Source organism: Pseudonocardia sp. 73-21, from assembly GCF_001899645.1.
Taxonomy (GTDB): domain Bacteria; phylum Actinomycetota; class Actinomycetes; order Mycobacteriales; family Pseudonocardiaceae; genus Pseudonocardia.
On sequence record NZ_MKVV01000098.1, the window covers coordinates 97,144 to 110,426 of the forward strand.

Sequence of the window (13,283 nt, forward strand, 5' to 3'; positions counted from 1 at the left end):
CTCCGCGGCCGACGGGGCGGGAGTCGTGATGGCGGTCCGGCTCGTCATGTCGGGCCCGGGATCGTGCCGACGACCGTCGTGCCCCCGGCGCCCGAGGTGATCTCCAGGGTGCCGCCGACGACGCCGGGACGGCCGCGCATGTTCACGAACCCGTGCCCGGCGCCGCCCACACCGGCGTCGAAGCCCGGGCCGTCGTCGGTGACGCGGAAGCGGAGCGTGCCGTCGGTGTGGTCCACGTGCACCATGATCTCCGCTCCGGCGCCGGCGTGCTCACCGGCGATCTGGATCGCCTCGAGGCAGCAGAAGTGGACGCAGGTCTCGACGTCCCGCGGGTAGCGGTCGGTGAGGTCGGCCCGCTGTCGCGCAGCAGCGGCGGGTAGTTGCCCTGGGCCAGCTCCCGGACCGCGCCGATCGCGGCCCGGGCGTCGCCGCGCAGCTGTTCCAGCAGGGTGGGCACCGAGTCGGGATCGGCCTCCAGCACGGCCCGGACCGGCTGCGCGGCCGCTGGTCGTTCCGGGCCACCGGCCCAGGCTTTGCCCACGGGGACGCCACCGTCACCCTCGCCCGGATCGGGCACCGCGGCCGCACGCACGGCGTCCGCGTCGAGTGCGGGGGCCGGTCACCGGCCCACCTGCCCGACCACAGCCCCGCCACGGCGGGCCCGCGGTTGCTCGACAACGCCCTGGCGCTCGCCGCCGGCGTGGACCTGCTCCTGCACGACGCGCAGTTCACCGCGCCACAACGGCAGCTCGCCGACTCTTACGGCCACGCCACCGGCGACGACGCCCTCGCCGTCGCGGGCCGGTGCGGGGCGCACAGGCTGGTCCTGACCCGCCATGCGCCCGACCGCACCGACGACGAGCTCGACTACCGGGCACGGTGTGTCGTGGACCGGGCACCGGATGTGACCGTCGCCATCCAGGGGCGGTCGTCGGACTGCGCTGAACGGGCGCGTCGGGTGGCGCTCACATCCCGCGTTCGTGGTATCACCCGATCGGTGTCGGCGGGTGTGGCGCGAGAGCAAACCCACAGGTGGCACCCCCCGTTTCCCGTCTGGGGGACCGCGTGAGTACGTTCGGAAGGACCAAGCGGGCAGTCCCGCCGAACGATGCAGACGAAAGACGGAGGAGACCGTGGCCCTTCCCCAGCTGACCGAGGAACAGCGTGCTGCCGCGTTGGAGAAGGCAGCCGCGGCGCGCCGGGTCCGGGCCGAGCTGAAGGACCGGCTCAAGCGCGGCGGCACCACCATGGGTGAGGTGCTCAAGCAGTCGGACACCGACGAGATCCTCGGCAAGATGAAGGTCTCGGCGCTGCTCGAGGCGATGCCGGGCGTCGGCAAGGTCCGCGCCGCCCAGCTGATGGAGCAGCTCGAGATCGCCCCGTCGCGGAGGCTGAAGGGCCTCGGCGACCGGCAGCGCAAGGCGCTGCTGACCCACTTCGAGGGGTGACCACCCCGCATGACGCCCGGAGGGGCCGGCTGATCGTTCTGGCCGGCCCCTCCGGCGTCGGCAAGAGCACCATCGTCGCCGAGCTGCGTCGCCAGCTGCCCGAGCTCTACTTCTCGGTGTCGGCCACCACCCGCGACCCGCGGCCCGGTGAGGTCGACGGCGTCCACTACCACTTCGTGGGGCCGGACGGCTTCGACAAGATGCTCGCGGGCGACGAGCTGCTGGAGTGGGCCGAGATCCACGGCGGGCTGCAGCGCTCGGGCACGCCCCGCGAACCGGTGGAGAAGGCGCTGGCCGACGGCCTGCCGGTGCTCGTGGAGGTCGACCTGCACGGGGCGCGGTCGATGAAGAAGGCGATGCCGGAGTCCATCTCGGTGTTCGTCGAGCCCCCGTCGTTCGAGGAGCTGGAGCGGCGGCTGCGGGCGCGCAACACCGAGTCGCCCGCCCAGTTCGCCCGCCGGCTGGAGACCGCCCGCGAGGAGCTGGCGGCCCGCAGCGAGTTCGACGTGGAGCTCGTGAACCACGACGTCACGGACGTCGCGGCGCGGTTGGTAGACTTGCTGATCGGCCGTAGTTCCGACGGCCCATAATCTGTAGTTCAGGAGTTCTTGAGTGAGCATGCCGCTGACCGGCGCCACCGCCGGCGCACTTCCCGAGGGCATCACCAACCCGCCCATCGACGACCTCCTCGGTCAGGTGAGCTCCAAGTACGCGCTGGTCATCTACGCGGCCAAGCGCGCCCGCCAGATCAACGACTACTACTCCCAGCTCGGTGAGGGCCTGCTCGAGTACGTCGGCCCGCTCGTCGAGCCGGGCCCGCGCGAGAAGCCCCTGTCCATCGCCATGCGCGAGATCCAGGCCGGCCTGCTGGAGCACACCGAGGGCGCGGAGTAGTTCTTGTGACTGCGCTGCCCCCGCGCGTCCTGCTCGGCGTGGCGGGTGGCATCGCCGCGTACAAGAGTGCCGAGCTGCTGCGGCGGCTCACCGAGTCCGGCCACGCCGTGCGCGTGCTGCCCACGGCGTCGGCGCTGGAGTTCGTGGGCGCCGCCACGTTCGAGGCCCTGTCCGGGCAGCCGGTGCACACGGGCGTCTTCACCGACGTCCCGGCCGTGCCGCACGTCAAGCTCGGGCAGGAGGCCGACCTCGTCGTGGTCGCACCGGCCACGGCCGACCTGATGGCGCGCGCCGCCCAGGGCCGCGCCGACGACCTGCTCACCGCGTCCCTGCTCACCGCCCGGTGCCCGGTGCTTTTCGCCCCCGCCATGCACACCGAGATGTGGGAGCACCCCGCCACGCGGGCCAACGTGGAGACCCTGCGCTCGCGGGGCGTCGTCGTGCTGGAGCCGGCGTCCGGGCGGCTCACGGGCAAGGACACCGGCCCCGGCCGGCTGCCCGACCCCGCCGAGATCGCCGATCTCGCACGCCTGCTGCTGGAACGCCCCGACGCGCTGCCCCGCGACCTCACCGGGCGGCGCGTCGTCGTCTCCGCGGGCGGCACCCGTGAAGCCCTGGACCCCGTGCGCTACCTGGGCAACCGCTCGTCGGGCCGGCAGGGCTACGCGCTCGCCCGGGTGGCGGCACAGCGGGGCGCGTCGGTCACGCTGGTCTCGGCGCACACCGCCGACCTGCCCGCACCCGCGGCCGTCGAGGTCGTGCACGCCGGGTCGGCCGCCGAGCTGCGCGAGGCGATGCACGCGGCGGCGAACGGTGCCGACGCCGTGGTGATGGCCGCGGCGGTCGCCGACTTCCGGCCGGTGTCGCTCGTCGAGCACAAGATCAAGAAGACGGCGGCCGAGCCCGAGCCGCTGCACCTCGCGAAGAACGCGGACATCCTCGTCGAGCTCGTCGGGGCGCGGGAGCCGGGCCAGGTCGTGGTCGGGTTCGCGGCCGAGACCGGCGACGCCGACCACGACGCCCTGCACTACGGCCGCGAGAAGCTCGCCCGCAAGGGGTGCGACCTGCTCGTCGTCAACGCGGTGGGCGACGGAAAGGCCTTCGAGACGCCCGACAACGCGGGCTGGCTGCTCGGGGCCGACGGCGGCGAGACGGTGCTCGCGATGGGATCGAAGGGGCTGCTGGCCTCACACGTCTGGGACGCGGTCGCGGTCCGGCTCGACCCCCGCCACGCGGACACGTAAGGCCGTCGACGACGACCGCGGGCAGCCGCAGGTGTCCCTGTGGCTGCCCGCGGTCGGTGGTGCGGCCCGTGGGGCGGACGCTGCGCACGTGTCGGGGCACCCGGCGCGCCCGCCCCACGACGGTGCGTCAGCCGAAGAGGCCGCCGAGGCCGGACGGGGACCCGCCCTGGTCGGTCGAGCCCTGGTCGCCGGAGCCCTGGTCCCGGCTGCCGTCGCCCTGGTCGTCGACGCGCTGGGCCGACGGGCCGGAGGCGTCGGGGGCCGGGGTGACGTCGCCGGCGCTGCCCGACCGGGTCGGGCCGACCTGGTTGCCGCTCGTGCCCGGCGTGGTCCGCGCGCGCTGCGCCGGGGTGGCGGCGGAGTCCGGCTTCGTGGTGGTCGCCGGGGTGGCACGGGAGGCCGGCGTGGGCGGGGTCTTGCCGTTGACCGACACGTACTCCTGCGCGGCCCAGCCCTTGAGGTCGACGAGGTGGACGAAGCCGTCGCGCGTCTCGTCGACCTGGACGGCCTTGCCGGCCTCGCAGACCGCGACGATCTTCGAGGTGGTGCTCGGCTGGGCGCGGACGTTGACGTTGTCGACGCACTTGCCGGGCTGCGTCGCGGACGGTGCGGCGGCGGCGGTGCCGGCGACCAGGGCCATCGTGGTGGTGGCGCTGACCGCGACCAGCGCGCCGACCACCGCGATCGCTCGGCCATGGCGGCGCATCGTCAGTCGTGGGTTCATGTTCAGCGGTCCTCCGTCGTGAAATGGTGTGTTCCCCTCGCCCAACGAGCCATTCCGTTACCGATTCGCTACCACGCGTCACATCACCGGAACGGTGGACGACGGGGCGGCGTGTCGCCCACAATGTGACGCGCTGTGATCGACGTGACATGCACGGCACGGCCGGGGTGCCCCGCGCGGGTCGACTACGCTCGACGGTCGCGGGCACCCGATCCGTAGCGCCTCCGATCAGCCGATCATGAGAGAGAGACACCGTGGCGAGCTCAAGGCTTTTCACCAGCGAGTCCGTGACCGAAGGTCACCCGGACAAGATGTGCGACGCGATCAGCGACACCGTCCTCGACGCCCTCCTAGCGCAGGACCCCCGCAGCCGCGTCGCCGTGGAGACGCTGGTGACCACCGGCCAGGTCCACGTCGCCGGTGAGGTCACCACCAGCGCCTACGTCGACATCCCCACGCTGGTCCGCGACAAGATCCTCGAGATCGGCTACGACTCGTCGGCCAAGGGCTTCGACGGCAACTCCTGCGGCGTCAACGTCGCGATCGGCGCGCAGTCGGCCGACATCGCGCAGGGCGTCGACACCGCCTACGAGAGCCGCGTCGAGCTGTCCGAGGACGAGATCGCGAAGCAGGGCGCGGGCGACCAGGGCCTGATGTTCGGCTACGCCAACAACGACACCCCCGAGCTGCTGCCGCTGCCGATCGCGCTCGCGCACCGGCTGGCCCGGCGCCTCACCGAGGTCCGCAAGTCCGGCGTCCTGCCCTACCTGCGGCCCGACGGCAAGACCCAGGTCACCATCGCCTACGACGGCGACAAGGCCGTGCGCCTGGACACGGTCGTCGTCTCCAGCCAGCACGCCGCCGACATCGACCTCGACGGCATGCTCGCCCCCGACATCCGCGAGCACGTGGTGCTGCCCGAGCTCGCCGCCATCGGCATCGACGCGTCGGACTACAAGCTGCTGGTCAACCCGACCGGCCGGTTCGTCGTCGGCGGGCCGATGGGTGACGCCGGCCTGACCGGCCGCAAGATCATCGTCGACACCTACGGCGGGTTCGCCCGCCACGGTGGCGGCGCGTTCTCGGGCAAGGACCCGTCGAAGGTCGACCGCTCCGCCGCCTACGCCATGCGCTGGGTGGCCAAGAACGCGATCGCCGCGGGCCTGGCCGAGCGCATCGAGGTGCAGGTGGCGTACGCGATCGGCAAGGCCGCTCCGGTCGGGCTGTTCGTGGAGACCTTCGGCACGGAGAACGTCGACCCGGAGAAGATCCAGTCGGCCATCTCGCAGGTCTTCGACCTGCGCCCGGCCGCGATCATCCGGGACCTCGACCTGCTCCGCCCCATCTACGCCCAGACCGCGGCGTACGGCCACTTCGGCCGCACCGACGTCGACCTGCCGTGGGAGAGCACCTCGCGGGCGGACGAGCTGAAGGCGGCCGCGGGGGCGTGAGCCTCCCGCGCATCGGCGCCGCGGGGGCGTGAGCCTCCCGCGCATCGGCGCCGCGGGGGCGTGAGCCTCCCGCGCATCGATGCCGCGGGGGCGTGAGCCGCCGAGCCGGTCGGACGGCTCTGGACAACGACGGTGGCCACCTCGGAGACTGCAACCTGCTGCGGTGTCCGACGAGTGCGGGGAGGCAGGACGATCGACGTTCACGTGTGCGCCCCCGGTCCCGCGGAGGCTGCGGGGGACAGCTTCCGCTGCGCCTGCGGCGTGCGGTGGGTCGCGGTCCGGCAGCGGTGGTGGAGCCGCGGGCTGCGGTGGGAACGGGTGCTGTTCGCGGCCCCGGCCGACGGCGGCGGTGTCACGGCGCGCCGCGACCGGCACCCCTGGGAGCCCGCCTGACGTGATGGCCCCGTCACCGAGCCGGGCGCGGCTCGCCCTGGTCGCCGCGGCAGCCGCTCTGGCCCTGGCCGCGGCGGCCGTCTGGATCGGGCTGGGCACGAGGGAGCCGGGCACGGGCAGCTCGACGGTGCGGCTGGAGGCGGTCGACGAGCCGGGCCCGGCGCCCTACACGGCCTCCGTCGGCACCGACCGGGACGGCGTCGTGCCACCCGCGGACCCCGGCGGCGAACGGCGCGGTGACAGCCCGGGCCTCTACGGCCGTGCCGACGGCGCCTGCGACCCGGACGCGCTCGCGGTGGCGTTGCGTGCCGCCGGCCGGGACACGGTGTGGGCACGGGCGCAGGGCCGGGCCGACGGCGACGCGGCCGCCGTGCTCGCCGCGCTGACCCCGCTCGTGCTGCGCGTCGACGTCCTCGTCGACGAGCACGGCTGGGTGGGTTCGGCCGACCGGACCCACCGGGCGGTGTTGCAGGCGGGCAGCGCCGTCCTCGTCGACGACCGCGGGGTGCCCCGGGTCCGCTGCACCGGCGGCAACCCGCTCGCGCCCCCCGCGGCCGCGCTGGGTGACGACGTCACCGGGACGCCCTGGCGCTGGTTCGCCGCCTCGACCGTCGCGACGGTGACGCCGGCCGACCGGCCGCTCGCCGGCTTCGCGGTGGTCGACCTGGAGACCGGTGGCGCGGCCGAGGTGCCGGCCCGGCACTGACCGGAAGGGAAGGGTTTCCTACCGCTCTTCCCGCGTGGTTCTCCCCGCGACACGGATCCCCACCGGCGCCCCCGGACGGCAGTCTTTCCTCACTGCTCGACCAGTCCGAGGGAGGACCTCCGATGTGGCACCCGCGTCTCGCGCCCGTGACGACGGTCTCCGTCGTCGTACCGACCTTCAACGAGTCCGAGAACGTCGCGCTGCTGCTGCGGCGGCTCGGCACCGCGCTCCCCGTCGGCGCCGAGGTGATCGTCGTCGACGACAGCACCGACGAGACCCCGGACATCGTCCGCGCCGTCGCGCCCACGATGCCCTTCCGGGTCGTGCTGGTGCACCGCGACGAGCCGGCCGGAGGTCTGGGCGGCGCGGTGGTCGAGGGCCTGCGGGCCGCCACGGCCGAGTGGGCCGTCGTCATGGACGCCGACCTGCAGCACCCGCCGCACGTCGTGCCCGAGCTGCTCGCCGCGACCGACGGCAACGACCTGGTCGTCGCGACCCGCTACGCGCCCGGCGGCGACGGTGACGGTCTCGGTACCTCCTACCGGCACGCGGTGTCCCGGGCCGCGAAGCGGTTCGCGACCGGCCTGTTCGGCGACCCCGTCGCCCGCATGACCGACCCGCTCAGCGGCTTCTTCGCGGTGCGCCTGGCCGCGCTCGACCTGGACCGGGTCGACCCGATCGGCTACAAGATCCTGCTGGAGCTGGCCGTGCGCTGCCGGCTCACCCGCTTCGCCGAGGTGCCGTTCGCGTTCGCCGCCCGCCATGCGGGCGAGTCGAAGTCCACCGTGCGTGAGGGCCTGCGTTTCCTGCGGCACCTGGCGACGCTGCGGGCGGCCACGCCGCGCCGCGCGATCCGGCCCGCCACGGCGCCCGTCATCGGCCGCACGGACGCCTCGCTGAACATCCTCCTCGTCACCAGCGAGGCCCCCCCGATCGTCTCGGGCATCTCCCGCTGCGTCGACCGCCTCACCGAGGGGCTGCGCGCGCGCGGCCACCGCGTCGACGTGCTGTCGTCGGTGCAGATCCCGCGGCTCGTGCTGGGCGAGTACCGGTTCAGCACGCTCGCCGCCCACAGGCGGCGGGTCTCGCGCCTGGTCGCCGAGTACGACGTGGTCAACCTGCACGGGCCGGTTCCGACGATGAGCGACGTCATGCTGCTGGTGGCGGGTGCCCGCAGGAGCGTCCCGATCGTCTACACCCACCACTCCGCGCTCGCCGTCCGCGGCGCCGAGACCCTCTCGCGCATCTACAACCGCCTGCACCGGCACCTCAGCGGCCGCGCCGACGCGATCATCACCAGTTCCACGGCCTACGCCGAGGGCCAGAGCCGCGCGGGTGGCCCGCCCGTCGAGACGATCCCCTGGGGCGTCGACCTGCGCCCGGTGCCGAAGCGGCCGGCGCGGCCGTCCGGGTCCCCGCTGCGCGTGCTGTTCGTCGGGCAGATGCGTCCCTACAAGGGACTCGACTGGCTGATCCCCGCCGTCGCGGGTCAGGCCGGCCTGGAGCTCACCCTGATCGGTGACGGGCCCGGCCGGGCCGGGTACGAGCGGCTGGCGGGCGGGGCCGGGAACGTCACGTTCGCCGGGCGCGTCGACGACGACGAGCTCGCCGCCGCCTTCGACCGCCACGACGTCGTCGTGCTGTGCTCGGTCACCCCGGCCGAGGCGTTCGGGCTGGTGGTGCTGGAGGGCATGGCGGCCGGCTGCGTGCCCGTCGTCACGGACCTGCCGGGTGTCCGGGACCTCCCGGGTGAGGCCGGCATCGTCGTCCCGCTGCGGGACAGCGCCGCGCTGCGCGCCGCCTTCGAGAGCCTCGCCGCAGATCCCGCCCGACTGCGCGCCCTGTCGCGCCGGGCCCGCCGCCGGGCCGAGGGCCTCGACTGGGAGTCCTGCGTCGAGCGGTACGAGGTCGTGCTCACCAAGACCGCCGCCCGCCGTGCCGCCCGGCCGCTCGCCGGGCGCGTCACGCCCCTCGTCGTCGCCGCGCCCGCCCAGCCCGCTGCCGCGCAGCCCGCCGTCACCTCGTACCGGTGAGCGGGATGGCCACGACGGGCATGCAGCGGGAGCGGGGGATCGCGGGCGGCAGCGCCGTACTGGTCGGTGCCGTCGCCGCGACCTCCGTCCTCAACTACGGCCTGGGCGTCGCGCTCGCCTGGCTCCTGCCGCCCGACCGCTTCGGCGTCGTCGGCACCCTGCTCTCCCTGCTCCTGCTGGCCACGTCGGTGCTCGCGGCGGGCTTCCCGTGGGCGCTGGCCCGGGCCGTCGCCGCGAACCACGCGGACGAGGCCGCCACCTTCCGCGCCGCACTGCTCGGCAACGTCGGGCTCGGCCTCGTCCTGGCCGTCGCGTTCGCCGCCGTCCAGCTGCCGACCGGCGCGCTGCTGCCGGGCGTCGGGCCGGTGCCGACCGTGCTCGCCGCGGTCACCGTCGTGCTGCTGGCCCTGGGCTCGGTCCAGGTCGGCGCGCTGCAGGGCGCCCGCCGGTTCGACGCCGTGGCCACCACCCGCGTGCTGGAGTGCGTCGCCAAGGTCATCTTGGTCGTTGCGGCGGTCACCGTGTTCGCGCTGGGTGTCGCCGGGGTCGCGCTGGCGCTGCTGATCAGCGCGGCCGTCGCCGCGGCGTGGTCGCTGCGGTCGCTGCGCGACCGACTGCCCGGGCGCGGCCCGGTCGCCGCCGCGCGCGTCTTCGCCGACGCGGTGCCCCTGTCGGTCGCCACGACCGGGTTCGGGATCCTCGGCACGCTCGACGTCCTGCTGCTCGGCGCGCTGGGGGGCGGCACCGGCGGCGCGGCGCTCGCCGTCGGCGTCTACCAGGCCGCGGCGATCATCGGGCGCGCCCCGTTCTTCCTCGGCTCGGCCGTCTCGGAGGCGGCGTTCCCGCACATCGCCGCCGCCCGCACCCCGGCCGACGCCCACCGCATCACGGCGAACGCCCTGCGGCTCATCCCACTCGCACTGGTCCCCCTGCAGCTGGTGCTGCTCGTCGCGCCCGACCTGGTGCTGTCGGTCGTGCTGCCCGCCGCCTACGCGGACGCCACCGGGCCGGTGCGCGTGATCACCCTGGGCACGGTCGGACTGCTCGTCGCGGACACGCTGCTCAAGGCGCTGCTCGCCCGCGGGTTCGGCCGCGCCGTCGCGGCGCGCGTCCCGTTCGCGGTCGCCGTGCAGCTCGCCGGGCTGTTCCTCGCCGTGCCGCAGTTCGGCCCGGTCGGCGCCGCCTGGTCGTTCGCGGCCGGGTCGTGGACCATGGCGGTGCTGCTCGCCGGCGCCTACCTCACCCGGTTCCGGCCGCCGCGGCCGCGGCCGGCCCCGGTGGTGCGCTGGGCGGCGGCACTCGGCGTGGCGGCCGGAGCCTTCCTGGCGGCCGACCACGCCGGTACGGTACCCGGTGCGGCGCTCGTGCTGCTCGGGCTCGCCGCGTACCTCGGGATCGCCGCCCGGTTCGGTCTGGTGCCCGCGGACGTCGCCGAGCACGTGCGTCGCCGCGTACGGCGACCGGCCACGGAGTCCTGACCATGACCACGACGTCCCCGAGAGCGGCTCCGGCCTCCGCGGCGGCCACCCGCCCGGCCCCCTCCCGCGGCCGGGGCGAGATGGCCGTCGTGCTGGGCGGCGCGGTGGTCGCGGGCATCGCGCTGCTGACCGGCATCGCGACGAGCCCCGACACCCAGTACGACGAGGTCGTCTACACCCGTGCCGCCCAGCAGGTCGCCCAGAGCTGGCACCTGACCTGGTCGAACACGGCGTTCTTCGTCCACCCGCCGCTGTCGTTCCTCGCCCAGGCCGGGTGGCTGCGGCTGCTCGGCATGCAGGACGCCCCGCTGGACCAGGCGATCGTCGCCGCCCGCGTGCTCACCGCGGCCGCCGCCGTCTTCGCGGTCCTCCTGCTCGGGCTGCTCACCGCGTACCTGGCCCCGGCCGCGAGCCGCACGCGCGGTCTCGTGCTCGTCGGGCTCGTCGTCGGGATCGCGGCGCTCGACCCCGTCATGCTGCGCTACGGTCGGCTCGCGCTCATCGAGCCGCTGGCGCTGATCGCCGCGATGCTGACCCTCTGCCTGGCCATCCGGCTGCGCGACGCCGGGGCGGTCGTCTACGTCCCGGTCGTCGGCCTGGCCACGGGGCTGACGCTGCTGACCAAGGAGGTCACCGCGTTCTGCCTGTTCACCCCGGTCGTGCACGCGCTGCTCAGCCGCGACCGCAGGCGGATCGGCGTCACGGCGGGCGGCTTCGCCTGGGGTCTGGGGCTGTGGCTGCTGTTCCCGCTGTGGGCCTACGCCCTGGGGCTGAGCACGGACTTCATCGACGTCAAGTTCGCGACCTTCGAACGGCTGCTCGGCCTCGTGCAGATCACCGGGTGGAACCGGCCGGGCGTGTCGTTCGCCTCGGCGGTGGTGGCCCAGCTCGGCGCGTACGCGACGTCGTACGTGTTCCTCGCGCTCGGCGGGATCGCCCTGCTGTGGCTGATGACGCGGGCCGTCGTCGGTGCCGCGCGGTGGCTGCTGGCCTGGCTCGTCACCAGCTACGCGTTCGCCGCGTACATGGTGCTGTTCGGCACGCTCAACGAGCAGTTCTTCGTCTACATCCTCCCCGCCGCCATCGTCGGTACCGTCCTGGCGGCCGACGCGGCACTGACCCGCGTGCGCGCGCCCCGGGCGCGGGGCGTGGTCGCCGTGGTCGCCGCCGTCGTGGTGCTCGGCACGTCGGCCACCGGCTGGGTCCGCCTCTACACCACCGACAACGCCGCGATCTTCGCGATCACCGCGCTGATCCGCGACACCGTGCCGGCGTGCGCCACGATCTCGGTCACCGGTGACCCCGACCGCTTCTCCTACCTGCTCCCCGGCACCCGCGTGGCCACCTTCGCCACCGGCGAGGGCGCGCAGGCCCACGGCGTGCACCTGTTCGTCCTCAGCGACAAGGACGTCGCCTCCGGCTACGGCGACGCCACCGCCGGGCTGGTCCGCTTCGTGCGCGCGCACGGCACGCGCGTCACGCGCCACGACACGTTCACCTACGACGGGCTGGAGCTCTGGCGCACCCCGGTCGACCCCTACGCGCCGCTGGCCGACAGCGAGCCGGTCCCCGGCGGGACGTTCGTGGTCACCGACGCCGACCGCTGCGGCGGGTTCGCCGTCGTCGACCCGTTCGCGGCCGGGGTGGCCGCGCTGGGCGGCAAGGGGGTCGTCGGCGCGCCGGTGTCGGGGAGCTTCCCCACCGCGTCCGGTACGACGGCGCAGATCTTCACCGGCGCCGTGCTCACCGCGGAACCCGGCGCGCCCGCCACGGCCGCCCCCGTCGTGCCCCGGCTCGCCACCACGGCCGCGTACCGCGCGGCGCAGCTGCCCCCCGTCACCCTGGGCGACCCCGCCGGCCTGCTCACCGATCCCGCGATCACCGCCGCCTACCTGCGCGGCGGTGACGCCGCCGCGGCGAGGGCCCGGCTCGGCGATCCCGTCGGCCCGCCGACCCCGATGCCGGACGGGCAGGTCAGGCAGGCGTTCGCGGGCGGTGTGCTGGAGCACCCGGCGGGCGCGGACGGGGTCCGCCTCGCCGCGATCGGGACGCTCGCGCGCGACGCGGGCCTGATCACCCCGCCCGCCGCGGCCGCGGGCCCGCAGGCGGCCCCGCCCCTGGACGCCGACATCCAGCCCGGGCAGCCGACCTCGGTGCGGCCGTTCGTCGTCGCGTTGCTGGCCGGCCTGGCGCTCTACCTCGCGCTGCCGGTGCTGGTCGTCGAGATCGCCCGGCTCGTGCGCCGGCGCCCGGCGAGGGCGCGATGAGCGAGCGTGCAAGCGCATCGTCGACGCGGCGCACGCCGGCGCTCGGCCCTGTGCCCGCCCTGCCGAGGCGCACCGTCCTCGTGCGCCTCGGCGCCGTCGTGGCGCTGCTGGCCGTCGCACTCGGCGTGCGGGGCTCCGGGGTGCTGCACCCCGACACATCCGCGGGGCTGCCGCCGCTGCCCGCGGTCGCCGTCGTCCTGCCCGGGATCGTCCGCTCCGCCACCCCGACCGAGACCGACCTCGTGCAGCTGCACGACACCTATGCGGTGCGCACGATCGTCTCCGTCGGCCCGCCGAGCGTGGCGGAGCAGGCCGCGGTGCCGGCGCTCGGCATGGCGCTCGTGCGCCTCGACGTGGCGCCGGGCGCCGCGCCCACGGTCGGGCAGGTCCGCGACCTGCGTGCGGTCGCCGACGCCGGCGGCGGGCGGACCGTGCTGCACGACGACACCGGCACCGGCCCGGTCGTGGTCGCGGCCGCCGCGCTGCAGCTCGCGGTCGGCCTGCCGCTGGACGGCGTGCTCGAGCGCCTCGGACCGGCCGCGGCGGAGTTCACGCCCACCCAGCACCAGGCCCTGAAGGACATCGCCGCCGCCGTCCGCGGACCGGCGGACCCCGCCAACCCCTACGCCGCCCTCGCGAGGTGAC

Annotated in this window: 14 protein-coding genes; 12 read left to right on the forward strand and 2 right to left on the reverse strand. The window is 75.1% G+C overall.

All coding sequences use genetic code 11. The annotated features are described in order from the left end of the window. Positions 1-44: 44 nt before the first annotated feature. A complete protein-coding gene (locus BGP03_RS36140) occupies positions 45-530 on the reverse strand; it encodes an ATP-binding protein (protein ID WP_363094893.1) in 486 nt (161 codons plus the stop codon). A gap of 38 nt (positions 531-568) precedes the next feature. Between BGP03_RS36140 and BGP03_RS31645 the strand changes: the two genes are divergently transcribed. From BGP03_RS31645 to coaBC, 5 genes are all read left to right on the forward strand, one after another. Then, positions 569-1,069 (forward strand): MBL fold metallo-hydrolase, encoded by a 501-nt coding sequence (locus tag BGP03_RS31645; RefSeq protein ID WP_363094895.1) that lies wholly within the window; start codon positions 569-571, stop codon positions 1,067-1,069. 64 nt (positions 1,070-1,133) lie between these two features. Continuing rightward, complete coding sequence (mihF, locus tag BGP03_RS31650; RefSeq protein ID WP_296377180.1) at positions 1,134-1,448, forward strand: integration host factor, actinobacterial type; 315 nt, start codon at positions 1,134-1,136, stop codon at positions 1,446-1,448. Beyond that, positions 1,445-2,038, forward strand: coding sequence for a guanylate kinase (gene gmk, locus BGP03_RS31655; RefSeq protein ID WP_296377179.1), 594 nt, complete (start codon positions 1,445-1,447; stop codon positions 2,036-2,038). Before mihF ends, gmk begins: the two co-directional genes overlap by 4 nt. Before the next feature lie 28 nt (positions 2,039-2,066). Further along, positions 2,067-2,342: a DNA-directed RNA polymerase subunit omega gene (gene rpoZ / locus BGP03_RS31660; protein WP_296377210.1), complete on the forward strand. Its 276-nt coding sequence runs from the start codon at positions 2,067-2,069 to the stop codon at positions 2,340-2,342. Between the two features lie 5 nt (positions 2,343-2,347). Then, entirely contained in the window at positions 2,348-3,586 is a 1,239-nt protein-coding gene (gene coaBC, locus BGP03_RS31665; RefSeq protein WP_298800606.1) for a bifunctional phosphopantothenoylcysteine decarboxylase/phosphopantothenate--cysteine ligase CoaBC, read from the forward strand. Positions 3,587-3,713: 127 nt separating this feature from the next. Here coaBC and BGP03_RS31670 read toward each other — a convergent pair whose 3' ends face one another. Next, complete coding sequence (locus BGP03_RS31670; RefSeq protein ID WP_296377177.1) at positions 3,714-4,310, reverse strand: SH3 domain-containing protein; 597 nt, start codon at positions 4,308-4,310, stop codon at positions 3,714-3,716. 254 nt (positions 4,311-4,564) lie between these two features. Here BGP03_RS31670 and metK point away from each other — a divergent pair, with 254 nt between their 5' ends. The 7 genes from metK to BGP03_RS31705 all read left to right on the forward strand — a co-directional run bounded on the left by metK (position 4,565) and on the right by BGP03_RS31705 (position 13,282). Continuing rightward, complete coding sequence (metK, locus tag BGP03_RS31675; protein ID WP_296377176.1) at positions 4,565-5,761, forward strand: methionine adenosyltransferase; 1,197 nt, start codon at positions 4,565-4,567, stop codon at positions 5,759-5,761. A gap of 204 nt (positions 5,762-5,965) precedes the next feature. Continuing rightward, the gene (locus tag BGP03_RS31680) at positions 5,966-6,154 is read left to right on the forward strand and encodes a hypothetical protein (protein WP_296377175.1); all 189 of its coding nucleotides are present in this window, start codon (positions 5,966-5,968) and stop codon (positions 6,152-6,154) included. 4 nt (positions 6,155-6,158) lie between these two features. After that, the gene (locus BGP03_RS31685) at positions 6,159-6,860 is read left to right on the forward strand and encodes a DUF6777 domain-containing protein (protein ID WP_296377174.1); all 702 of its coding nucleotides are present in this window, start codon (positions 6,159-6,161) and stop codon (positions 6,858-6,860) included. Positions 6,861-6,982: 122 nt separating this feature from the next. Next, on the forward strand, positions 6,983-8,893 hold the full coding sequence (locus BGP03_RS31690) for a glycosyltransferase (RefSeq protein WP_298800605.1): 1,911 nt from the start codon (positions 6,983-6,985) through the stop codon (positions 8,891-8,893). Between the two features lie 5 nt (positions 8,894-8,898). Then, entirely contained in the window at positions 8,899-10,371 is a 1,473-nt protein-coding gene (locus tag BGP03_RS31695; RefSeq protein WP_296377172.1) for an oligosaccharide flippase family protein, read from the forward strand. 2 nt (positions 10,372-10,373) lie between these two features. Then, on the forward strand, positions 10,374-12,638 hold the full coding sequence (locus BGP03_RS31700; protein WP_298800604.1) for a hypothetical protein: 2,265 nt from the start codon (positions 10,374-10,376) through the stop codon (positions 12,636-12,638). Next, the gene (locus BGP03_RS31705; protein ID WP_296377170.1) at positions 12,635-13,282 is read left to right on the forward strand and encodes a hypothetical protein; all 648 of its coding nucleotides are present in this window, start codon (positions 12,635-12,637) and stop codon (positions 13,280-13,282) included. The genes BGP03_RS31700 and BGP03_RS31705 overlap by 4 nt, the downstream gene beginning before the upstream one ends. Position 13,283: the final 1 nt, after the last annotated feature.